The sequence below is a fragment of the Mycolicibacterium chlorophenolicum genome (genome assembly GCF_001044235.1).
In the GTDB taxonomy this organism is placed as follows: Bacteria; Actinomycetota; Actinomycetes; order Mycobacteriales; family Mycobacteriaceae; genus Mycobacterium; species Mycobacterium chlorophenolicum.
Map to the genome: position 1 here is coordinate 288175 of NZ_JYNL01000030.1, position 21122 is coordinate 309296.

Annotated in this window: 23 protein-coding genes and 2 pseudogenes; 5 read left to right on the plus strand and 20 right to left on the minus strand. The window is 65.4% G+C overall.

Annotation, left to right across the window (positions count from 1 at the left end; genetic code table 11):
- Window positions 1–2 precede the first annotated feature (2 nt).
- The 5 genes from MCHLDSM_RS16060 to MCHLDSM_RS16080 all read right to left on the minus strand — a co-directional run bounded on the left by MCHLDSM_RS16060 (window position 3) and on the right by MCHLDSM_RS16080 (window position 4483).
- Window positions 3–800, minus strand: coding sequence for an SDR family NAD(P)-dependent oxidoreductase (locus MCHLDSM_RS16060; protein WP_048470989.1), 798 nt, complete (start codon window positions 798–800; stop codon window positions 3–5).
- A gap of 30 nt (window positions 801–830) precedes the next feature.
- On the minus strand, window positions 831–1856 hold the full coding sequence (locus tag MCHLDSM_RS16065) for a cation diffusion facilitator family transporter (RefSeq protein WP_048470990.1): 1026 nt from the start codon (window positions 1854–1856) through the stop codon (window positions 831–833).
- Window positions 1853–2266 (minus strand): ArsR/SmtB family transcription factor, encoded by a 414-nt coding sequence (locus MCHLDSM_RS16070; RefSeq protein ID WP_048470991.1) that lies wholly within the window; start codon window positions 2264–2266, stop codon window positions 1853–1855. Before MCHLDSM_RS16070 ends, MCHLDSM_RS16065 begins: the two co-directional genes overlap by 4 nt.
- Window positions 2267–2344: 78 nt before the next feature.
- Window positions 2345–3466 carry a hypothetical protein gene (locus tag MCHLDSM_RS16075; protein WP_201780381.1) on the minus strand — a complete coding sequence of 374 codons (1122 nt, stop codon included), beginning with the start codon at window positions 3464–3466 and terminating at the stop codon, window positions 2345–2347.
- Window positions 3467–4063: 597 nt separating this feature from the next.
- On the minus strand, window positions 4064–4483 hold the full coding sequence (locus tag MCHLDSM_RS16080; protein ID WP_048470993.1) for a hypothetical protein: 420 nt from the start codon (window positions 4481–4483) through the stop codon (window positions 4064–4066).
- 387 nt (window positions 4484–4870) lie between these two features.
- Between MCHLDSM_RS16080 and MCHLDSM_RS16085 the strand changes: the two genes are divergently transcribed.
- The 3 genes and pseudogenes from MCHLDSM_RS16085 to MCHLDSM_RS16095 all read left to right on the plus strand — a co-directional run.
- On the plus strand, window positions 4871–5266 hold the full coding sequence (locus MCHLDSM_RS16085; protein ID WP_063840634.1) for an ArsR/SmtB family transcription factor: 396 nt from the start codon (window positions 4871–4873) through the stop codon (window positions 5264–5266).
- Entirely contained in the window at window positions 5263–7230 is a 1968-nt protein-coding gene (locus tag MCHLDSM_RS16090; RefSeq protein WP_011891568.1) for a heavy metal translocating P-type ATPase, read from the plus strand. Before MCHLDSM_RS16085 ends, MCHLDSM_RS16090 begins: the two co-directional genes overlap by 4 nt.
- Window positions 7231–7249: 19 nt before the next feature.
- Window positions 7250–7747 (plus strand): annotated as a pseudogene (locus MCHLDSM_RS16095) (cadmium resistance transporter); the annotation flags it as partial.
- Window positions 7748–7915: 168 nt separating this feature from the next.
- Here the strand turns inward: MCHLDSM_RS16095 and MCHLDSM_RS16100 are convergent.
- From MCHLDSM_RS16100 to MCHLDSM_RS16135, 8 genes are all read right to left on the minus strand, one after another.
- Window positions 7916–8779 carry a TniQ family protein gene (locus MCHLDSM_RS16100; RefSeq protein WP_048470994.1) on the minus strand — a complete coding sequence of 288 codons (864 nt, stop codon included), beginning with the start codon at window positions 8777–8779 and terminating at the stop codon, window positions 7916–7918.
- Between the two features lie 2 nt (window positions 8780–8781).
- Window positions 8782–9795: a TniB family NTP-binding protein gene (locus MCHLDSM_RS16105; protein ID WP_011891572.1), complete on the minus strand. Its 1014-nt coding sequence runs from the start codon at window positions 9793–9795 to the stop codon at window positions 8782–8784.
- Window positions 9783–11735 carry a TnsB C-terminal domain-containing protein gene (locus MCHLDSM_RS16110; protein WP_036372924.1) on the minus strand — a complete coding sequence of 651 codons (1953 nt, stop codon included), beginning with the start codon at window positions 11733–11735 and terminating at the stop codon, window positions 9783–9785. Before MCHLDSM_RS16110 ends, MCHLDSM_RS16105 begins: the two co-directional genes overlap by 13 nt.
- Before the next feature lie 137 nt (window positions 11736–11872).
- A complete protein-coding gene (locus tag MCHLDSM_RS16115) occupies window positions 11873–12604 on the minus strand; it encodes a TnsA-like heteromeric transposase endonuclease subunit (RefSeq protein ID WP_235718637.1) in 732 nt (243 codons plus the stop codon).
- A gap of 591 nt (window positions 12605–13195) precedes the next feature.
- A complete protein-coding gene (locus MCHLDSM_RS16120; RefSeq protein WP_053083004.1) occupies window positions 13196–13621 on the minus strand; it encodes a PIN domain-containing protein in 426 nt (141 codons plus the stop codon).
- Window positions 13612–13818 (minus strand): hypothetical protein, encoded by a 207-nt coding sequence (locus tag MCHLDSM_RS16125; RefSeq protein WP_048470995.1) that lies wholly within the window; start codon window positions 13816–13818, stop codon window positions 13612–13614. Before MCHLDSM_RS16125 ends, MCHLDSM_RS16120 begins: the two co-directional genes overlap by 10 nt.
- 178 nt (window positions 13819–13996) lie before the next feature.
- Window positions 13997–14431 carry a pyridoxamine 5'-phosphate oxidase family protein gene (locus MCHLDSM_RS16130; RefSeq protein WP_174545874.1) on the minus strand — a complete coding sequence of 145 codons (435 nt, stop codon included), beginning with the start codon at window positions 14429–14431 and terminating at the stop codon, window positions 13997–13999.
- Between the two features lie 56 nt (window positions 14432–14487).
- Entirely contained in the window at window positions 14488–15693 is a 1206-nt protein-coding gene (locus MCHLDSM_RS16135) for an alpha/beta hydrolase (protein ID WP_327083154.1), read from the minus strand.
- On the opposite strand from MCHLDSM_RS16135, the gene MCHLDSM_RS16140 reads away from it, so the two are divergent.
- Entirely contained in the window at window positions 15598–16149 is a 552-nt protein-coding gene (locus tag MCHLDSM_RS16140; RefSeq protein WP_048470997.1) for a YaeQ family protein, read from the plus strand. The two genes, MCHLDSM_RS16135 and MCHLDSM_RS16140, sit on opposite strands and share 96 nt — an antisense overlap.
- 70 nt (window positions 16150–16219) lie before the next feature.
- Here the strand turns inward: MCHLDSM_RS16140 and MCHLDSM_RS16145 are convergent, their stop codons facing one another.
- Window positions 16220–16870, minus strand: a complete 651-nt coding sequence (locus MCHLDSM_RS16145; RefSeq protein ID WP_048470998.1) for an HD domain-containing protein — start codon at window positions 16868–16870, stop codon at window positions 16220–16222.
- 129 nt (window positions 16871–16999) lie between these two features.
- Between MCHLDSM_RS16145 and MCHLDSM_RS16150 the strand changes: the two genes are divergently transcribed.
- Window positions 17000–17953, plus strand: a complete 954-nt coding sequence (locus MCHLDSM_RS16150; RefSeq protein ID WP_231508343.1) for a GlxA family transcriptional regulator — start codon at window positions 17000–17002, stop codon at window positions 17951–17953.
- A 23-nt stretch (window positions 17954–17976) separates the two neighbouring features.
- Here MCHLDSM_RS16150 and MCHLDSM_RS39365 read toward each other — a convergent pair.
- From MCHLDSM_RS39365 to MCHLDSM_RS16170, 6 genes and pseudogenes are all read right to left on the minus strand, one after another.
- A pseudogene (locus tag MCHLDSM_RS39365) lies at window positions 17977–18093 on the minus strand (SDR family oxidoreductase); the annotation flags it as partial.
- A gap of 70 nt (window positions 18094–18163) precedes the next feature.
- Window positions 18164–18610, minus strand: coding sequence for a cupin domain-containing protein (locus tag MCHLDSM_RS16155; protein WP_053083010.1), 447 nt, complete (start codon window positions 18608–18610; stop codon window positions 18164–18166).
- Window positions 18607–19545 carry an NADP-dependent oxidoreductase gene (locus MCHLDSM_RS16160; protein WP_048470999.1) on the minus strand — a complete coding sequence of 313 codons (939 nt, stop codon included), beginning with the start codon at window positions 19543–19545 and terminating at the stop codon, window positions 18607–18609. Before MCHLDSM_RS16160 ends, MCHLDSM_RS16155 begins: the two co-directional genes overlap by 4 nt.
- An 11-nt stretch (window positions 19546–19556) precedes the next feature.
- Window positions 19557–20195, minus strand: coding sequence for an HD domain-containing protein (locus MCHLDSM_RS16165; protein ID WP_048471000.1), 639 nt, complete (start codon window positions 20193–20195; stop codon window positions 19557–19559).
- 184 nt (window positions 20196–20379) lie between these two features.
- Window positions 20380–20526, minus strand: coding sequence for a hypothetical protein (locus MCHLDSM_RS38465; protein WP_168440048.1), 147 nt, complete (start codon window positions 20524–20526; stop codon window positions 20380–20382).
- Window positions 20527–20690: 164 nt separating this feature from the next.
- Window positions 20691–21062, minus strand: a complete 372-nt coding sequence (locus MCHLDSM_RS16170) for a VOC family protein (protein ID WP_201780383.1) — start codon at window positions 21060–21062, stop codon at window positions 20691–20693.
- Between the last annotated feature and the right edge of the window lie 60 nt (window positions 21063–21122).

Genomic DNA, 21122 nt, shown 5'->3' on the forward strand with positions numbered 1-21122 from the left:
TTTCAGGAGTTTCCCCACGTTTCGGGCAAGTTGTGCCCGCCGTCGACCACGAGTACGGAACCGGTGACGAAGGATGCGGACTCGTGGGCGAGAAAGGTGACGCACGAGGCGATCTCGTCCGGTGTCGCGCTGCGCCCGATCGGTCCGGCTTGCGCTGCTGCGGCTTCGAACGGCAGTTGTGAACCCGTCGCGACATAGCCGGGTGCGACGACGTTCACCGTGATCCCGCGTCCGATGACCTCGAGTGCGAGAGATCGGCTCAGCCCGACCAGCCCCGCTTTCGCGGTCGTGTAGGTCGATTGACCGGGCATGGCATTCACCGTGCCGGTGGTGGAACCGACGGACACGATGCGCCCGTACCCGCGCCGCGCCATCTCCGGGACGGCCGCTCTGCACATGACGAACGCGGTGGTGAGGTTGCGTCCGATCGCTTGGTTCCATTCGGCAAGCGACAGGTCGGCGACGTGAGCGTCGGCATCCCAGCCGGCCGACACGGACGTCATACCAGCGTTGTTGACCAGGATGTCCAGCCGGCCCCACCGGCTTGTCGCGGCCCGCACGATCTCTTCCGCCGAGCCGTCCCGGGTGAGGTCGCCGACGACGCCGATCGCCGAATCGCCCAACTCCGAGGCGCGGTCGTGGACTCGCTCTGAGGTTGCGCCGAGGACCACCCGCGCGCCTTCCTGAACCAAGTGTCGGGCGACTGCTGCGCCGATTCCGTCCTCGGCTCCGGCGCCGGTGACGATGGCGACCCGATCGGCGAAGCGCGGCGAGCTGGGCGATGTTGACGGTGTGGACACGAGTTCACGGTAGGCGCTGAGCGAACGCGGTTACAGCAGGGGGCGTTCCGTGTCCGGTCCGCCGTGAACGCTCGACGGGTAGGCGTGGACGAGGGCGCTGGCGAGTTTGGGCACCGCATGGGTGAGGGCGTGTTCGGCGTCGTGGGCGATCCGATGGGCGTCGGCCAGGCTGGTGGCCGGGTCGATGTCGAGTTCGGCGTCGGCGTGGATGCGGTGGCCGATCCAGCGCATCTTCACGCTGCGCACGGCAGTCACGCCGGGTTCGGCGGCCAGGGCCGTCTCGGCGGCGTCGACGAGCTCGGGGTCGACGGCATCCAGCAGCCGCCGGAACACGTCGCGCACCGCGGTGCGCAGCACTGCCAGGATCGCCGCGGTGATGAGCAGGCCCACGATGGGGTCGGCCAGCGGGTATCCCAGCGCGACACCGCCGGCGCCGAGCAGAACGGCCAATGACGTGAAGCCGTCGGTGCGGGCGTGCAGTCCGTCGGCGACCAGTGCGGCCGAGCCGATACGGCGCCCGACGCGGATGCGGTAGACCGCGACGAGTTCGTTGCCGATGAAGCCGACCAACCCGGCCGCGGCGACCCACCCGATGTTGTCGATCGGAACCGGGTTGATCAGGCGGCGAACGGATTCCACGCCGGCGATGATCGCCGAAAGGGCGATCATCGCGATGACGAACAGCCCCGCCAGGTCCTCGGCGCGACCGTATCCGTAGGTATAGCGGCGGGTGGCGGCTTTGGTCCCGAGCGCGAACGCGATCCACAGCGGGATCGACGTCAGCGCGTCGGAGAAGTTGTGGATGGTGTCGGCCATCAGCGCCACCGATCCCGAGATGGCGACGATGGCCACCTGCACCACGGCGGTCGCGGCGAGCGCGACGAGACTGATCTTGACCGCACGGATGCCGGCGGCGCTCGACTCGAGGGCCCCGTCGATGCTGTCGGAGTGGTCGTGGCTGTGCGGAGCGAAGATCTCCTTGACCGCTGCGCGCACACCGGTGGGGTGATCGTGCTCGTGGGCGTGCTCGTGGTGATCAGCGTGTTCGTGCGTCATGGGCGACGTCCCTGAGATCGCTTGGGATCGATCGTGATCGGATGCAAGCTGGCCAACTCCTCGGCGTCGCGGTGGTGGCCGGGCACATCCGGTCCGGCATGTTCGGCGTTGAACACCGCGTCGGTGACGAGCTGGCCGACATGGTCGTTGTCGAGGCTGTAGAAGATGGTGGTCCCGTCGCGGCGGGTCCGGACGAGTCGCGCCATCCGCAGTTTGGCCAGATGTTGGGACACCGACGATGCCGGTTTGCCGATGTGCGCGGCGAGATCGTTGACCGACATCTCGCGACCCACCAGCGCCCACACCACTTGTACGCGGGTGGCGTCGGCCAGCATCCGGAACACCTCGACGACCAGGTTCACCTGATCCTCGGGCAGTCGGCGGCTGCATGCACCGCTATCTGCATTCATACGCAGATAGTAGGCCTCACGCCCTGGTAGGCCAACTCGACGGCGCCGGCATCGCAGCACCCGTCCGGTGATCGCAGCCTAAGGAGAGGCGGATCCCGGCTTTCCGTTGGCTCCGTTGTGTCCGAGTTTTCCTCCGGCACCGCCGATTCCGCCTGCCCCGGCCTTGGCCGTGCCGGGCGTGGTCGCGTTCCCGCCATTGCCGCCGTCGCCGCCCTTGCCGGTCAAGCCGGTCGAGTCGCCACCGTGACCGCCCGCACCGCCGGTCGCCGAACCGGCGCCTGTCGACGCGTCGCCGCCGTTGCCGGCCTTGCCGCCTTGACCCGATTGTCCGGCGCTACCGCCGTCGCCACCCTTGCCGCCCGTGGCGGTGGAGTCGCCGGCCGCGGTGGCGGTACCACCCTTGCCGCCGGTGCCACCGGTAGCTCCCACCGACGACTCGCCGCCGGCGCCGCCCTTGCCGCCGATGGCCGCGCCGTGCGTCCCGCTGGTGGCGTTTCCGCCGTCGCCGCCCTGGCCGCCGATACCCGCGGCGAAGTGGTTCAGGCCGCCTTGGCCGCCGGCGCCGCCTTGGGCGCTACCGTTCACCGAGGTGGCATTGCCACCTTTGCCACCCGCGCCGGCCTGACCGGTGAACGTGCCACCCTTACCACCGGCACCGCCGGCGCCCCCTGTTGCGTCGCCTTCGTTGACGCTGGTGGTGGCCGGATTGTCTGCGGCGGAGTTGGTGATGTCGGCACCGGTACCACCCTTGCCGCCGTTACCGAAGAAGCCGGCGTCGCCGCCGTCTCCGCCCGCGCCCCCGTTCACGCCCGCGACACCGTTGCCGCCGTCACCGCCGTTGCCCCAGTAGAGGCCGGCCTTGCCGCCGCTACCGCCGTTGGCCCCGTTGCCGCCGCTGCCTCCGAGAAAGCCGCCGTTCTGCCCGTTGCAGGCTGTTCCGACGCAGTCCGCGGCGGCACTCGCCCCGTCACCGATCAGCCAGCCGCTCGGCCCGATCATGGGCCGCAGGGCGGGCGTCGATGTGGCCGCGAGATGGGTCGTGCCGCCCGCGCGGCCGAGGCAATTCGCACTCGTCATGAGACAGTCCTGGCTGGTCGACGCGAGCCGGATCTCGTACGAGACGGGTGACGTCGAGTCGTGCGGCGCCAACGACAGCACGCCGGTGAACGCCATCGCCGCCCCCGCGAGACCAGCGGTCACGCCGGCTGTCAGAGGCGCGCGCCATGGCGCCGAATGAGTGACTGTGCGGGAGAGGCCGGACATGGAGGAACCCCTTAGGAGTAGCGGGAGAGACGTCGTCGAGCTACGGAGGTGCATGGGCCACCGTGAGGCTGTGTCGGCGTTGATCTTGTTGACGAACCTAACTCGGCCGACAGCCCGGATCAACGAAAGTTGCCTGTTCCCAGCGTGTTCATAGCAGATGCACTGCGTTCGACGATGCGCTCACGATCGACTGCGGCCGCATCTGTACGACAATTGGCCACAAGGATTTGCAGCTTGTGCTCTATTAACCTCAGCTCATTTGGCGGAAATCAAATGGTGATCAATGATGCTGCAGCACAGTTACTTTGATTGAACACGGCAGCGGGGGAGAAGGGGTTCCTGTGGAGCTTCGGCGCTCCGACGACATCGCGGTCACCGCGAACGGACCGCAGTTCCAGAAAGGGCTGGCCCGCGTCGGGTCGACTTCGGTGACTCGACATCGTGGTCGGAATGCTCAGCTGTCGAAGCTGGGCGTGTGCTGAGAACGGACGTGGCGGCCGCGGCGCTCGATGCTCACGACATCCAGCCCTGGTATCAGGCGCCGGTGATGCGCGGCTTCCTGCCGGCGCTGGGAGCCGCCGATTCGTCTGCGGTATCCGCGTCGTAACCGACGAACGTCGATTGGAAAAGGCCCTGGGCGGCCCTTGGGCCGAAGCTGAGTTGCCATGGCGATCGACCGCCGCCGACGACCAGTGGCGTCGGATAGGCGATCGACAACGTCGCCGCCTGCGGCACCAGGAGCTGCGCGATGATCTCCGTGTTTCCGTCGTAACGAATGAGGATGTCGAAGTACGAAACGTCGCCCTGATTGGACAGCTGGATGCTGCTGATGCAACACGTCCGACTCGGCTCGTCATCGAGGCTTGCGAACGGAATGCCCGGGCCCCATTCGTTGAACCACCAGAACGGCCGTTGCGGGCGATTCGGCCAGTGCGTGGTGTTCGGGCCGCTCATAGTCCGTGAGGCTATGCCGTCATGGGTCGCGCTGTCCGTTCTCATTTGATCTGACACAGGACCAGTGAGCTGAACTGCGGTGTATCAGATCGGATGAGAATTCCACTTGACCAGCTTTATCAGCCGATCTGATACACCGCAGTTCAGCTCACTGGTCCTGTGAGCTGAACTGCGGATGTCCGTTCTCATTTGATCTGACACAGGACCAGTGAGCTGAACTGCGGTGTATCAGATCGGATGAGAATTCCACTTGACCAGCTTTATCAGCCGATCTGATGCACGACCGAATTCGTCTGCGACGCTCGCCGCGACCGGGAGCAGCTCCGAGAATGGCTGTCACGAATGCGCCCCTTTCGCTAAATCGGCTTCGATGGTTATCATCGTTGTGTGACGATGAATAAGCGGGACACCTGCCTGGCCGGCAACACGTCCGACCTCGATGCCGCGGTGGCACTGTTCCACAGTCTCTCCGATGCGACGCGGTTGACGATCGTGCGCCGCCTGGCTGACGGGGAGGCGCGAGTTGTCGATCTGATCGGTGAGCTGGGGTTGGCGCAATCCACCGTCTCCGCGCACGTGGCGTGCCTGCGGGACTGTGGGCTGGTCACCGGCCGCCCAGAAGGCCGTCAGGTGTTCTATTCCTTGTCTCGCCCCGAGCTGCTGGACGTGCTCGCTGCGGCGGAAACGCTGCTGGCGGCCACCGGCAACGCGGTGGCGTTGTGTCCCACCTATGGAACCGGCGCCCGGGGTGCGGCGATCGACACCGAGGAGACGCGGCAATGAGCGATGCCTGTGGCTGCGGCAGCGACGAACCCCGCAGCGCCGAGGAGCAGGAGCGTGAACCCGAACGGCTCTGGCAGATCACAGAATTGCAGTTCGCCGCGCTCTCCGGGGTACTGCTGCTGGCGGCGTTGATCGCCAACCTGGTCGGCGCCGCCGACCCGGTGGTGCTCACGTTGGAGGCAGCGGCGCTGCTGGCCGGCGCCTATACCTTCGTGCCGTCCACCCTGGGGCGGCTGGCCAAGGGCAAGATCGGGGTCGGCACGCTGATGACCATCGCCGCCGTGGGCGCGGTGCTGCTCGGCGAGGTCGGTGAGGCCGCGATGCTGGCGTTCCTGTTCTCCATCAGCGAAGGCCTGGAGGAATACTCGCTGGCCCGCACCCGCCGCGGACTGCGCGCACTACTGTCGCTGGTGCCCGATGAGGCCACCGTTCGCCGCGACGGCACCGAAACAACCATCGCGCCAACAGAATTGCGCATCGGTGACCTCATGGTCGTCAAACCCGGAGAACGAGTCGCCACTGACGGCATCATCACCCGGGGCCGCACCGCCCTGGACCTCTCGGCCATCACCGGCGAATCAGTGCCCGTTGAAGCCGGCCCCGGTGATGAGGTGTTCGCCGGGTCGATCAACGGAGCCGGCGCCCTCGAAGTAGAAGTCAGCACCACCGCCGAGGACAATTCCCTGGCCCGCATCGTGCGCATCGTGGAAGCCGAGCAGTCCCGCAAGGGCGCCGCCCAACGTTTGGCTGACCGCATCGCCAAACCCCTGGTCCCCGCCGTGATGATCGCCGCCGCCCTGATCGCCGTCGCGGGGAGCCTGCTCGGTGACCCCGCCACCTGGATCGAACGCGCTCTGGTGGTGCTGGTCGCCGCCTCGCCCTGTGCTCTGGCGATTTCGGTACCGGTCACGGTCGTCGCCGCCATCGGCGCCGCCAGCAAGCTGGGCGCCCTGGTCAAAGGTGGCGCCGCGCTGGAAGCGCTGGGCAGGATCCGTGGGGTCGCCCTGGATAAGACCGGTACCCTCACCGCCAACCGGCCCACCGTCATCGAGGTGGCCACCACCCCCGACGTCACCCCCGAGCACGTCCTGGACCTCGCGGCCGCCGTAGAGGCCCGCAGTGAACACCCCCTGGCCGCGGCGATCCTGGCCGCCGCCGGCACCGTCACCCCCGCCGCCGACGTCGAGGCAGTCACCGGCGCCGGACTCACCGGCCACCGCGACGGGCACCGCATCCGGCTGGGCCGCCCCGGCTGGCTCGACCGAGGTCCGCTCACCGCCGAGGTCACCCGGATGCAGCAGGCCGGAGCCACCGCCGTCCTGGTCGAAGACAACGGACAGGTGATCGGTGCCATCGCCGTGCGTGACGAATTGCGGCCCGAGGCAACCGAAGTCATCACCCAGCTGCGCCGCGACGGCTACCAGGTGGCGATGCTCACCGGCGACAACCACGCCACCGCGGCCGCCCTGGCCCGCGAAGTCGGCATCGACACCGTGCACGCCGATCTGCGCCCCGAAGACAAAGCCCGACTGATCGAACAGCTCCGCACCCAGCGCCCCACCGCGATGGTCGGCGATGGCGTCAACGACGCCCCCGCACTGGCTACCGCCGACCTCGGCATCGCGATGGGCGCCATGGGCACCGACGTCGCCATCGAAACCGCCGACGTCGCACTCATGGGTGAAGACCTACGCCACCTGCCACAAACATTCACCCATGCCCGCCGCGCCCGACGGATCATGCTGCAAAACGTCGGCCTATCCCTCGGACTGATCATTGTGCTGATGCCGCTGGCTTTGTTCGGGGTGCTCGGGTTGGCCGCCGTCGTGCTCGTCCATGAACTCGCCGAAATCGTGGTCATCGCCAACGGTGTGCGCGCCGGCCGCACCACAGCACTGACCGCACTCACCGCACAGCGGTCAACCAACCTAGCCACCGCGACCGCAGTGGGTGCCCCGTCGTGACCACCGATGGCACACACCCATGATCCTGTCGTCGGTTCTGCCCGCGATCGGGCTGTTCATCGTCACCAACATCGACGACATCATCGTGCTTTCACTGTTCTTCGCCCGCGGCGCAGGACAACGCGGGACCACCTCCCGGATCACCGCCGGCCAATACCTGGGATTCGCTGGAATTCTCGGCGCCGCCGTCCTCGTGACCCTAGGTGCGGGCGCATTCCTGCCGCCCGACGTCATCCCGTTCTTCGGACTCATCCCCCTCGCCCTGGGACTGAAGGCGGCTTGGCAAGCCTGGCGCGGAAACGGTGACGATGATGGTGACGCGAAGGTTGCGGGCAAGACCGTCAGCGTCTGGGCGGTCGCTGGCGTGACCTTCGCCAACGGCGGCGACAACGTCGGCGTCTACGTCCCGGTCTTCCTCAGCGTCGGACACGCAGCCGTCGTGGCCTACTGCGTCGTCTTCCTTCTTCTCGTCGGGGTGCTGGTGGTCATCGCCAGATATGTTGCCACCCGCACCCCGACGAGAAGAAGGAAGACGACGCAGTAGGCCACGACGGCTGCGTGTCCGACGCTGAGGAAGACCGGGACGTAGACGCCGACGTTGTCGCCGCCGTTGGCNACGTATGCCTCACGGTCGGCTGGCAATGGGTTTTCCTACGAATATGGTTGCAAGATAAAGACTTTTGCATCAGGTATGAACGATCATTGATTTATCGCGGGACTTCCGGATGATCTGCTGGTTGTGCAGCCAGCCGTCGAGGGCCGCGGTGGTCGCCGTCTCATCCTCGGCGCCGAACACTGCGTTCGCGGCTGCCAAGAGAGCTACGCGGGCGACACTGGGATCGCCGGTGCGGTTCAACAATGCTGGCCGCTGGTCAATGATGACTGCGGCCATCCGGACTGTTTCGACGTAGGTGGCGATGTGCAGGTTGACCGTTGAGATGCTGGCCCATCGCCCCCGTAATGCGATACCGGTGGCCGCGCTATCACCGAGACCGTCATCCCGTCGGAATCGGCGCTGCCGCAGCACTATACGTGATGCGTCGTTGATCGCTAGCTCAACGATGTCGGGGGCATTGCGCTTGGCCAGGGCATGATGTGCCCTGGCAGATCGGGCAACAGCTGGATGGTGTTTCAGTGACATCTGATCGTCCCATCGCTGGGCGGAGGGGCCAATCCAGCGGCCGTGGCGATGACAGACGGTGAGGTGGTCGGGCAACCAGCAATGGACCGGCTGGGGCACCCCTCGCCGTGCTGTGCAGTACCGGCAAATCGGGCGGGCACGTGCCCGCTGGCGGGTGAGATCACGTTCATCAGCGGTCAGGCCCCGCAGTCGGGCGCAGAGGACATGTCGTGGGTAGCCGCTGAGGCGGGCGAGGCGCTCAGGGTCGACGTAATGGCTCTCGCGTGCGGCGTAGTCGCGCAGGCTTTGGGGTGGGATTCTGTTGGCGTGGGCGAGTCGGGTGGTGAAGGAGTACACGGTCTCATCGCGAAATGCGGTGACTGACTGCGGAAGTGGTCGTGGTGGGAGTCGGGGCCAGTCGGTGATCACTGCTATCCGGCGCTGCGTTGGGCTGAGGCCTGAGCCGCGTAGTCGATGAGGACGCTGTCCAAGCCCTCGCGGTCGATGTGTTCGGTGTGGTCCAGCATTGCCCGGATGGCTGCCGAGCGGATGAGGTGGGCGAGGCTTCCGATCATTCCGCCGGTGCGCTGGTGCAGGTGTTTCGTCTGGCGCACGAGCGTGCCCGGCTCGTGTCGGTGCAGTCGCAGGGTTCCCTCCATCGCGGCGACCAGAGCCCGCCACTCCTGCCCATACGGGAAGGCCGCTGTGTTGATGACACCGCAGCGCCCGGCAAGCTGGCGGCCGCGAGTACCGGTAAACACTCCGGAGCGTTCGACGTCAATGCCGGCGTAGACGAAGGTCGCGGGCAGGTGTTCGGTGAAGTACTTGAGGTGATCGGAAAGTTCTTCTCCGGCACGGGTATCGAGATTGAGGTTATGGATCTCGTCGACGACCACTATGTCGGTACGCGCATCGATGAGCACTTGGCACACCGCGTCGGCGATATCGGTGACGTTCATCCGTCGTACCGGTGGAAGCCCGAGGAAGCGGGCGAATTCCATTGCGAGCTTGCGTGCTGAGCCCTTCGGTGGAGCGGTCACGTAGACGACAGGGATGCGGGTTTTGTCCGAGTAACGGGTGCGGATCCGAAGTTCGTGGAACCGGCCGAGTTGTTTGATGGCCGTGGTCTTTCCGGTGGCTGCGCCACCGGAGACGATCAGCCCTCGCCGGGCGCCGATCTCGCGTTGATTCAGCAAAGTGAGCAGCTGACCCTCGTTGGTGATCTTCTGGATCGCCGAGGTGGTCACCACGACGAGCTCGGAATGGTGGGCCACCCTGGCCTCGTTGTAGGCGATCCGATCAGCATCGTCGAGATCGGACCAGTCTTGGTCGGGCAGCAAGGTGAATTCAGGCCGGTCAGCGTCAATGAACCGTCGCCACCCTTCCAGGGTTGTCGTCGGCTGCCGGCGCTCCTCGAGTTGACTGATCGGACTCACCAATGCCACTGCTCGGCCTCCTTACGTGCGTCGAACACCGGCAACGGGATGACATCAGCAAGATCGTCATCGTCGGAGTTCGCTGGCCTGTCGGTGCTCACCTCAGACGGTTCCTGGTTCTGGTTGGTGCCCTCGACACTGGGGTGTGGCCAGGACGGCTCGGGGATGGATCGGGCCCTGGCGGCTGCGCGTCGAGCTGCTGGCGGGTCCTGCTGGGTGTCGGGGCCGCGTTCGGCACGGTCCAGCAGGGCGTCGGCCGCCGCCGCGATCTCGGCTTCGGTCACCGGATCTGCGCCCCTTTCGGCGACGATCGCTTGGGCCTGTTTCCACACGGTGTCCCCGAACGGCACTGCAGCGGTGCGCATGTGGGTCCAGGTCGCGGTGATCCAACCGTCGTCGTGGTGATTGCGAACCCAAATCTGAGAGACGTCATAGGGGTCGTAATGAACCTCCCACCGGCCGTTGCGGGAACGAACCCCAGAGTCGACTCGCCGGTACGGGTTCAATGCCCGGGCATCGTAGGTCCGGTGATTGACCCGGATACCCGCTGAGCCGATGGTGCGCCACGTCGCGGGCAACAACTCGATGTAAGCATCAGCGCTCAGAGGCACCGGGACGTAACCAGCGACTTCGACCAGGGCCGCGAACTTCTCGTTCGGCGTCAGCGCTTTGCCCGGGGTCACCGGGTCACGTAGTCCGTCGTGGGGACGGTTCTGCCACACCGCGACGAGCCACTCATCGAGCAACGCCTGCAGTTCCACCAGCGACCACACTGCGTCCTGGTCGGCGTTCTTGCCGCGACGTTCCACGCTGGAACCGACATACCCGGCGACATACTGGGCGAACAATGTACCCACCGACTGCAGGGTGCGTTCCACCTTCGGTTTGTCGGTGGGCTGATCCGGATGAGCGGGTTGCAGGTTGATGCCCAGTGAGCAGCACGCCTGCTCAAATGTCTTGGAGAGAAACGCTTTCCCGTGATCACAGACGATGGTCTCGGGAGCGATCACCGGGCGAGCCGCGGCATCGGCGAGCCGTTGATCGATATCGGTCAAACGCCGATGCGGCAACACCGAGCGTGACAACCGCAACGCATCGGACCAACCCGGGCGCATCGGCTCTGGGGTCAGCGCCTTGGCCAACAGCAGCGCGGCATCGACGGCCTTGGTGGTGGGCCGCAGAACTGCCGCCGGGATCGAGCGGGTGACGTTGTCGACCATGGCGGTCAGCTCCACCCGATCGACTACACCGTCGTCAAGGACCACCCGCACGTCCAGCGGGGTGGAGTCGATTTCCACCATTTCACCGGGACGGGCCGCGGTTACCGTGCCGAAGGGGCCGTCGGGTTGCTTGGCCAATGACCTGCGAGTACGGGCGGAACCGAAGGTGTGTTTGCCTTCCTCCAGGCGTTTGACGAGCCGGTAGAAGGTCGCCTGTGACGGGGCCTTCGGGGCGTCGTCGGGACCGTATTCGGCCAACAGCGCCTTCTCCAGCTTGCGCTGAAGTCTGCTCACCGTGCCGGTTGATAGCTCAGTTTCGTTGTCGATCAGACGCCGGACCACGGCAACGACACGCTCATCGACACGGCCCAACACTGGACGTTTGGCGAGATAGCGGCCGTCCACCAATCCCAGAAGACCTTTGGCCTCGTAGCGAGATCGCTGACGCTGCAGGGTGATCAACGCCAGATCGTGACCGGCTGCTCGAAGCTCCTCAAGCTTGGTCAGCTCCCTCTGGCGAAGGGATCGGACCGCCGGATCGAACTCTGGCCGGATTGGCTGCCCAGGCGGACTTTCGGGTCGGCGCCCGGTCAATACCTCAACGATGTGCTGCTCCCACCATCGTGCGCGATCAGCGACCTCCTCGGGGACACCTTCGAGCGCCTCAACAGACCACAGCACCGGTCGTGACCCCGCCAGAACCTCCAGAGTCGAATCGGCCAATACCATCGACAGGGGAACGGTTGTGCGTTCACCAACAGCGTCGACAAGCCGTACCGATCCTCCGGCCAGACTTGCGACCGTGAAAACCCGTGAACCTAGACGGATTTCATCGCCTTCACGGATCACACCGCCTCGAAGCGAACTCATAACGCTGCCGCGCTCACTGCCGTCCGATCGTCGAGGACCGTCCGGGACAGATCGACCACCAAGCGTCGATGCCAGAGCAGATGGAACAGCACAGGCAGCACCACCAGCGGGTCGCCCACCGCCGTCGCGCCCTCCAGAAGGGGCTGCTCGCGGGCGAAACAGCTCAACAGTTCTGCCGCCACGCCAGGTCGCAACGCTCTCGGATGCCGGTACCCAGACAGCCACCGCAGGTTCGCCGCCAGCACAGGGTCCAATACACCGACGCGCCGGTACTGCCAGCCGGCCGCAATGCACACGACCTCCGAGCGGGCGAACAACTCCGCATCAGACTCAGGAATCCGGTCATCGGGACGAACATCGACGATCACGACCGTGCCGTCGGATCTGCGAGCGTAGTAGTCGGGCACATGATGACGGCCATCGGGCCATCGCAGCCGAAAAGGTTGGGAGGCAACGCCAACGGTTTCAGGATTAGCATCCAATGCCATCAGCTGATCCCGCTCAACCCACGATTCATAACCGATGTGCCGGCGCGTCGTCGCGAACCACCACAGCCCAGGAAAATTCCGTTGCCCACGAAACGACGGAAACGACCGCACCGGCTCGCAATCGACATCGAACCGGATCCCATGAGCCAACTCCAATGGAAGACGGGAAGTCCCATCCACGTCGGCTACCTCAAACACCGCATCGCACCGGCCCGCGGCAACAGCATCACCGGCCAGCATCGACATGCCCAGAACGGTACCGGCTGTATCAGATCAAATGAGAAAGGCGCGCCGATGTGTCACATCAAATGAGAATGCTTCAGATCGGATGAGAACTGACANGACATGCCCAGAACGGTACCGGCTGTATCAGATCAAATGAGAAAGGCGCGCCGATGTGTCACATCAAATGAGAATGCTTCAGATCGGATGAGAACTGACACGCGCCGCAGAGATTCTGTCCCGGCTGCTCCAGCGCAATACGTCACAGTGACGAAAATGTCCTAGGCGGGCGGGAGAGGCGCACGGCGGGAACGTTGCCGCCTCAACGGCTTTGGGCTGGTTCGTCTCGCGCACAGCAGGTGTCAGATCGGCACCGGCCCGTCGATGGTTTGAGGGATCTGGCAGGCACTCGTGGCGCCGTCGGTGTCAGCCGGAGTCCGACGGTCGGGCGGCTCACGGCGGGATGGCGTTCGTCGTTGTGGTCCGCACGGCCGATCAGTGTTATCAACGCAGGTGGACGTTCTACCGATAAGCCACATTATGTCAACTTAACTACTGCACACTGCACTGCGCGCCAACGGGTTTCAACTCCACCGCACCTGCCCTGGCCTAACTGATAGTGCCCCGTTCCAACGCCCACCGATGCTGGAACGGCAATACCTCGGCAGCGATCTCGAAATCGGCGTCGTAGTGCAGCAGTGTCACATCGTGGGCGTTGGCAAGGATGGCGATCAGTAGGTCGGCCATGCCGACGGCGCGATGACGACCAGTGCCGGCCAGCGATCGCTGCGCATCCAACGCCGCCTGCCAGTGTTCATCGTTGGTCGGTAGGTACTCGTATGCGAGGCGGCGATCTGACCACATCTGCGCATAGTCCTCGGCGGTGCGGGCGCTGTAGAGCGCCTCGGCATCAAGCTGAGCGGTGGTTGCGACCAATCCGGCCTCGATAAGCGGAGCAAGTCGGTCGGCGACCTCGGGGTTTGTCATCCGTGCCGCGGCACTGGTGTCGATGAGATAGCGCGCTACTACCGCCACACATCACCTCGTTTACCAGGGTCAGTCATCTCCCCCATGCCGCCAGACTTCAACCACGCGATCTGGCGAGCGCGTGCAGACGCCGCTGCAGCCTGCTGCAACGCGATGCGGACGGTATCTGATACGCCAGACGTCTTGAGTTCCTTTTGCGCGGCGGCCAACAGGTCGTCATCGAGGTCAATCAAACGTTTGGTCATCTCGCCACCCTCACGTATATACGAAGTCCTGGTTGAGTATATACGCGTGCGTCCTCAGTCGGCTGCACAAGCCGTGAACGGAGAATATGCAGCAATCGAATATGCGGGATTACCAGTAGACTCCGCCCTGTTTGGCAGATGAATCAGGGCCGTTCTCGTCCACCGCTCGCGCCTGCGACTACGACGCTTTGGAGTAGTCGACGCTGAGCCAGTGCGCAGGTCGCATCCGGAACAACAGCGACTCGGCGTCAGGATGGTCTCTGGCGAACGACTCCGTGAACGCGTTGCCTCCCTCCTCGCCGAGATAGCGAACGGCGATCGCGCGCATGGTGGCGTCGTCGGCTGTCTCGATCGAGGTCAAGGGTCCCTCGGCAGTGACGTAGCGGTAGGGATAGGTTTCATCCTGAGCAGTGATGGAGAAGCGCCCGGCATTGGTGATGAGGCGGGCTTTGAGCGACCCCGCCAAGCTGGAGACGAGAACCTCGCCGCCGGGCTCGTAGGCGTACCAGATCGGTACTGACAGTGGTGCGCGATCAGGCCGTTCGACGGCGATGACACCAACGTGCAGATCGGCCAAGTAGGTCTCGCGTTCCGTGCTGGTCATTTTCGTCATGCTCTGACCAACCCTGTGTCCCCCGCCACGATTCCCACCTCAGTCGCGCGGAGGCATTACCGGATTCCCGTCGGATGATCCCCGAGTTCGGGTGGTAAGTACTCGGTGAAGAACGCCGCCAGACGCTCGATGGCCTGGTCGACATACTCTGGCTCGTCGTACATCTCATAGTGTCCCGCGCCCTCGACGACCAGCAGGTCGACCGGGTTCGGTGCGAGTTCCCACAGTCTCATGCCCGCCTCGTACTGCCCCGTGCTCCCTCGCCGGCCCGCGACGATCACCTGCAGGGGCTGAGTGAGCAGTTGGTGGACGAGGTGGAAGGCGTCGTAACCCATCAGCAGTCCGTCGCTGCGACGGAGGCGGCGGTTTGTCGAGTTGGGGTGCTGACCGCGGGGTGTGCGGTAGTACCGGATCGCCTGCAGGGTGTCGATGTCGTCGATACCGGCGGCCTTGGCATCGTCGAGGGTGTCAGGCAACCAGTTCAGCCGGTCGAGGTCGTCGCCGGCGAGTCGCGTCGCAGCGAGTCGGTCGAGTGCGGCGACGGGACCGTCGGGCGAGAACGCGGCGCTGCGCCATGACGTACCCATGTCGCCGGCGACCACGGTGGCCAGTGCCTTGATGCGGTGATCGGTGCGCGCGGTGTGCACTGCGTAACCGCCGCCCGCGCAGATCCCCAGCGCGCCGATTCGCTGGGGGTCGATACCCGGCACAGTGGCAAGGTAGTCGATCGCATACGAAATGTCCTCACCCCGCCGGTAAGGGTCTTCCAGGTCACGCGGTTCTCCCCCGCTGCCTCCTTGGTGCGCAGGGTCGAAAGTTATTGCAGCGAAGCCATTTCGGGCAAGGCGTGAGGCGTAGGTGGCGCCGATTTGCTCCTTGACACTGCTCCCCGGTGTTGACAACACTACCGCGGGTCTCGAGCCGGCCGAGTCGAAATCATCTGGCAGGTGCAGCTCACCAGCAAGATCAATTTCGCCACGGGGAATGGATACCTGGCGCGTCATCTGTTCGGACCCCTTCGGTCGGCAGTAGGCGTGCACTGTGTCGATCGGTAGTAACAACCGTTGAAGCCGTCTATGTTCCGCAGTCCGCCGCAGATTATGCGCGACTGACCACTCGAAGCGGCCTGATTGCTCGGGGAACACCACCAGGGTGGACACTATGACGTGGCCCTTTCTGCAACAGTATTCAAAGTCGAACTCGGCGTCTCCGATGTCGATCACGGTTACTACGCCGATCACACGCTGACCGTGGCCCGTCATCCCAGCGAGACCGACGAGCGGATGGTGGTGCGCCTCTTGGCGTTCGGGCTGCGCGCACACCGGCTCAGCGACGTCGACGGTGAGTTGGCGTTCGGGGCGGGACTGTCCACCCCTGGCGTACCGGACGTGCGGCTCGCGGACTACACGGGCCGGATCCGGGAGTGGATCAACGTCGGGCAGCCCGACGAACGGGTCTTGGGCAAGGCGGCCAGCCAGGCCGACCAGGTGCTGCTGTTCCCCTTCGCCGCCGGCGTGGCCACCTGGTGGCGCACCGTCGGCCCCAAGGTGGCGGGCCTGGCGAACCTGTCGGTGGTCCAGATACCGCACGAACCGGTGCAGCTACTGGCCCAGACTGTCGATCGACGGGTCTCGGCGCAGGTCATGGTGATCGAGGGTCAGGTGACGATGACCGTAGGCGGAGTCGACGTCACCTTCACACCCGAGCCATTGGACTGAGCGTCGGAATACGAGTCACCGCGTATCGGCTCGCTGTCGACGAATCCGGTCGCATCCCCCCTCCATTCGGCTACTCGGGCCACGTGTTGTGCAGAATGAGGTCCACGAAGTCGACCCGCTCGAAGGTCGGATCGAAGTGTGCGAGCACATCATCGTTCATCGTCCCGAAGGTGGTGTCCGGCCGGTGCTTCATCCCCTCGTGAAACGCCGCGAGGATGCGATTCTTGAAGTCAGGGCGGGGGTGCGCCGCAGTCACCGCGTCGACTGCGTCAGCGGGGAGATCATCGCGGCCGAGGCCGAGGACGTCCGTCTCCACGCCGGCGATGACCAGGGCGGTCTCGGGGTCGAGGAACTGCGGTATGCCCGGGGTGGTGTGCAGTGCGATGCCCAGCCACACCTTTCGGGCGTCCGCCACATCGACGCCATGCTGCAGCAGAAAGTTCTGTGCCGCGTTGGCACCGTCGACCTCGAAGCGCAGATCAGATGTGCGGTAGCGCTCGGTCAGACCGAGGTCGTGAAACATCGCTGCGACGTAGAGCAACTCGAGATCCGGCCGTAGGCCCCTGCGTTGGCCGTGCAATGCGCCGAAGGCGAACACTCTGCGCGAGTGGTCGAAGAGCAGATCGTCTTCGGCCTCGCGAATGAATGCGGTCGCCTCGCGCACCAATGTGCTGTCGGGGATGGTGATGCCGGCGATCGTCTGAATCGACTGGGTACTCATGTCAGAACCTCCTCAGGTGGACTACTACGGTCAAGTCAACGCAGGTGGAGACGTCTTCAACTACGGCGAATGAGCCGTTCGTCCCACAAGTTGCGACACAATGGCGCAGTGGCCGCGGCGGGTCCTCATATGCGGGTGGTGGTGATCGTCGTCTTCGACGACGTGACGATGATGGATGTCGCGGGTGCCGGCGAGGTATTCGCTGAGGCCAATCGATTCGGGGGCGAGTACTCGATCAAGATCGCGTCGGTCGACGGGAGCGATGTGATGACGTCGATCGGTGTCCGTCTCGGCGTCACCGATTCCATCGCGTCCGTCGAATCCGCAGACACGGTGCTGGTCGCGGGCAGTGACAACATTCCGGCGCGACCGATCGACCCCGCACTCGTCGAGGCCGTCAGATCGCTGGCGGGTCGAACCCGGCGCCTGGGCTCGATCTGCACGGGGTCGTTCATCCTCGCGCAAGCCGGCCTGCTCGGCGGCCGCCGCGCAACCACGCACTGGCGGAACATCCGCTCGCTGGCCCGGGCTTTCCCCGACATCACCGTCGAGCCCGACGCGATCTTCGTTCGCGACGGCGACATCTACACCTCCGCTGGGATCTCGTCGGGCGTCGACCTCGCGCTCGCGCTGGTGGAACAGGACCACGGTGCCGACCTCGTCCGCGATGTCGCCCGCTGGCTGGTCGTCTACCTCAAGCGTGCGGGTGGGCAGTCTCAGTTCTCCGCGTTGATCGAAGCCAACCCACCGCCGCAGTCAGCCTTGCGAGTGGTCACCGAGGCGATCGCGGCCGATCCTGGAGCGGACCACAGCGTGCCGAGCCTCGCTGCCAGGGCAGCTCTGAGCACACGTCAGCTGACCCGGCTGTTCCGGTCGGAACTCGGGACGACACCTGCGGACTACGTCGAGATGGTGCGCATCGATGTCGCTCGCTCTGCCTTGGACGCCGGCCGCACCGTCACGGACGCGGCGCATCTCGCGGGGTTCGGGAGCACGGAGACTCTCCGGCGGGCATTCGTTCAACGTCTCGGTGTTCCACCAAAGGCCTATAGGGACAGGTTCCGGACCGCCATGCGAACCTGAGCACGTCAACGTCCTCGTCGAGTCTCCGGAGCCGTGCGAGCCAAACCGACGGGCACACTGCCTGTCCGCGCCACCCAATCGGCCACCGCACGACGAATCCCTTTGGACGCCCCCGTGATCAGAACACGCCGCGCATCCATTTGCCGTTCCTTCGCTCCTCGTTGACGATGACGTTGCTTCTCCCTTGGCGTCGCAATTCGTACGCCTCGTTCATGGCTGCGGGTCCTCGACCTTGAGTGGGGATCCCGTGGTGGCGACGAAGACCACCAGCAGCTTCGCCTCGTCGGTGCCGCTGGTGTTCTCGGTGGTTTCGTGGTGAGCGCCCGGCGGCTCGGACCAGCTCTGTCCCTGGTGGTAGACCTGCGCGGCCGCGCCTTCGAGTTGGCTCCTCACGTCACCGGAGAGGACATAGGCGTAGACGAAGGCGTCGCCGTGCCGGTGAGGGACCGCCCGTGCCCCAGGTGGAAACGTCACGATCGCCGACGTGAAGGTCTTGCCCGGAACGTTCGGCAGTGCCTCAGAGAACAAGGGCGTCAAGCTCTCCGACCGCGGCGCCCGCGCCGCGTCGGTCGGAGTCGATTCCGCGGTACCGCAGCCGACGATCAACGTCGCGGTCAGCGCGGTCACGAAGCCGGTGGTGAGGCGGGTTCGCGTCATCGCCGGCCCCATTCCTGCTCATCGGCCACGCGGATGATCGTCTTGCCCGCACCACTGCGTGGTCCGGTGAACGCGTCGACCGCCTCGGCGAGGGGGCGCACCGAGCCGACGCGGGGCCGTAACCGGCCCTCCCGTACGCGCGTGGCCAGAGCTTCGAGTTGCGAGCGGTCCGGTTCGACGACGAAGAACACGGCGCGCCCGCCCCGTGGACGCGCCTTGGGCGGTGCGGCGATGGTCACGACCGTGCCGCCGGGGCGCACCACGTCGACCGACCGCTCGAGGATGTCGCCGCCGATGACGTCGAACACCACGTCGACATCCCCGATACTGCTCAGGTCGTCGGCGCCGAGATCGACGAACGCGTGCGCTCCCAGGTCGAGTGCGACGTCGCGGTCATGCGGCCGCCCGGTTCCGATGACCCAAGCGCCCACCTCCCGCGCGAGCTGGACCGCGATTGATCCCACGCCGCCTGCGGCACCGTGGACGACGGCGGTTTGGCCGGTCCGCAGACCGCCGTGGACGAACAAACCCTGCCACGCGGTGAGTCCTGAGATGGGCAACGCCGCGGCCACGACATGGTCGATGTCGGCGGCCAACGGTGCAAGGTTGCGCGCCTCGACGGCGGTGTATTCGGCCAGTGAGCCGTCGCGGGCCCAGTCGGCGAGGCCGAAGACACGTTGACCGACGGTCAGACCGGTTGTGCCGTAACCTAATTCGACGACGACTCCGGACAGTTCGTGACCCGGAATGCTGGGCGTGCGGTCACGGCCCGCCCGGTCGGTCCACGTGGCGGGCCACTCCAACTCGCCGGGAGTGAAGCCGGCCGCATGAACGCGTACGACGACGTCGTTTTCGGCCGCGTGCGGGTACGGCACGTCTGTGAGGGCCAACCCCCCGAAGCCCGCGTCACGGTCGCGTACTGTGATGGCTTGCATGACAGCTCCTTTCAGCTCGGCCAGGCGGAACCGAGAATGCGCTGAACCGAGGTCGTGCGCTCGAAGCCGGGGATGAAGTGTTCGAGGACGTCGGAGTTCACCGTTCCATTCGTCGTGTTGGGGCGGTCCTTCAGTCCGTCGAAGTAGGCGCTGAGGAACTCGTTCTTGAAGTCACCGCGCGGGTGGACGGCGAGAATGTGCTCCAACTGGTCTGCGTCGAGCCGGCCGAGCCCGAGACCGATGACGTCGGTGAGTACGCCGAGGTTGGTGGCGGCGATTTCCGGACCCATCCGATCCGGAATGCCCGGAGTCGTGTGCAGGGCGATCGCCGTCCACACCGTGTCGGCTGCTGCACCGGAGAAACCGTGCTCGAGCAGGAAGGCCCTGCCGTGGTCCGCTCCATCGACCTCGAACCGCTGCTCCTCATCGGAGAACGGCCTCATCAGTCCGGTGTCGTGAAACATGGCCGCCAGGTAGAGCAGTTCGGCATCGGGCTCCAGGCCCAGCCGCTGGGCGTGGAGCTGGCCGAAGAAGAACACGCGGCGAGAATGGTGATAGATCAACGGGCTGGTGTCGTCCCGGACGCGCTGGGTCGCCTCGGCGACCGCCGCGGTATCGGGGACCTCCACCCCGGCAATGACGTCGGACATCTGTCCTGTCCCTTCTTGTCGTTGGTGTGGGTGACATCCATGCTGATCCCGCCCGCACCGCGCGCGCCGCCTTCCTACGGCCACGAACCCCTCAATAAGCGACAAGAATGTGGAGCCGGTCAGGACATGGGGATACCGACCAACGGGGCCGTGCCGGCGTCGCGACGCTCGAACCGGCCGGCCATCAATCCGTTTTGTCGTCGTCGCGGTGCGCAGCTTCAATGACCTCGGGCGACGCCGGCTTGGCCAGCCAGGCCCTGATCCGGAGCAACCCGCCGGCAACCGCACCGACCGCGAACACCGCGACGACGATCCACACTGCAGAAGACATAGACCCAGTGTCCGCTTGCAACAGGTCGTATGCCGCCGTTACGCACGACTCCCCGCGAACAACCACGCGTCCCTCCGCGCAGCAACCGCGCGGGCTTCGTTCGGGACTCTGCTACCCGCATGCTCGCCGACCGTGAAGTCGTCGGCCGGCGAGCACATGGACGATCACTCCGACGGCGGCTCGTACAGCTGGAGATCGTTGCCTTCGGAATCCTTGAAGGAAGCGATTCGGCCCCAAGGATGGTCGCTGATGTCGCCGACGAACGACACACCTGCGTCCTTCAGTCGAGAGACCTCCTCGTCGAGGCCGCCGTCGGGCTGGAACGTCAGCAGCGCGCCTCCGCTCCCGTCCGCGCCCGACGATTCGCGGGCATTCAGGCCGATCATCAATCCGTTGGCATCCAACTCGGACCATTCGTCCGAATCTCGTTTCACCTCGAGACCGAGTGTCCCGCCGTAGAAGTCCACCGCACGCTTCATGTCTTTGACCGGTAACCACACCGTTGCCACACCTGACGCCATTTCCGCCACCTCCATCTCGATGTTGCCGAACGCACAGTGCGATACCCCGTGGCGTCATCGTGAGTCCTGCTGAAT

Coding starts and splice junctions, on each gene's coding strand:
- MCHLDSM_RS16170 (WP_201780383.1), bottom strand. CDS start 21,062: ATGGAGGTGGCGGAAATGGCGTCAGGTGTGGCAACGGTGTGGTTACCG.
- MCHLDSM_RS16070 (WP_048470991.1), bottom strand. CDS start 2,266: ATGAATGCAGATAGCGGTGCATGCAGCCGCCGACTGCCCGAGGATCAG.
- MCHLDSM_RS16160 (WP_048470999.1), bottom strand. CDS start 19,545: ATGCAAGCCATCACAGTACGCGACCGTGACGCGGGCTTCGGGGGGTTG.
- MCHLDSM_RS16065 (WP_048470990.1), bottom strand. CDS start 1,856: ATGACGCACGAACACGCTGATCACCACGAGCACGCCCACGAGCACGAT.
- MCHLDSM_RS16135 (WP_327083154.1), bottom strand. CDS start 15,693: ATGACGGGCCACGGTCAGCGTGTGATCGGCGTAGTAACCGTGATCGAC.
- MCHLDSM_RS16115 (WP_235718637.1), bottom strand. CDS start 12,604: ATGCTGGCCGGTGATGCTGTTGCCGCGGGCCGGTGCGATGCGGTGTTT.
- MCHLDSM_RS16130 (WP_174545874.1), bottom strand. CDS start 14,431: ATGACGAAAATGACCAGCACGGAACGCGAGACCTACTTGGCCGATCTG.
- MCHLDSM_RS16150 (WP_231508343.1), top strand. CDS start 17,000: ATGCGGGTGGTGGTGATCGTCGTCTTCGACGACGTGACGATGATGGAT.
- MCHLDSM_RS16080 (WP_048470993.1), bottom strand. CDS start 4,483: ATGAGCGGCCCGAACACCACGCACTGGCCGAATCGCCCGCAACGGCCG.
- MCHLDSM_RS16110 (WP_036372924.1), bottom strand. CDS start 11,735: ATGGTATTGGCCGATTCGACTCTGGAGGTTCTGGCGGGGTCACGACCG.
- MCHLDSM_RS16090 (WP_011891568.1), top strand. CDS start 5,263: ATGAGCGATGCCTGTGGCTGCGGCAGCGACGAACCCCGCAGCGCCGAG.
- MCHLDSM_RS16155 (WP_053083010.1), bottom strand. CDS start 18,610: ATGACGCGAACCCGCCTCACCACCGGCTTCGTGACCGCGCTGACCGCG.
- MCHLDSM_RS38465 (WP_168440048.1), bottom strand. CDS start 20,526: ATGTCTTCTGCAGTGTGGATCGTCGTCGCGGTGTTCGCGGTCGGTGCG.
- MCHLDSM_RS16145 (WP_048470998.1), bottom strand. CDS start 16,870: ATGAGTACCCAGTCGATTCAGACGATCGCCGGCATCACCATCCCCGAC.
- MCHLDSM_RS16165 (WP_048471000.1), bottom strand. CDS start 20,195: ATGTCCGACGTCATTGCCGGGGTGGAGGTCCCCGATACCGCGGCGGTC.
- MCHLDSM_RS16125 (WP_048470995.1), bottom strand. CDS start 13,818: ATGACCAAACGTTTGATTGACCTCGATGACGACCTGTTGGCCGCCGCG.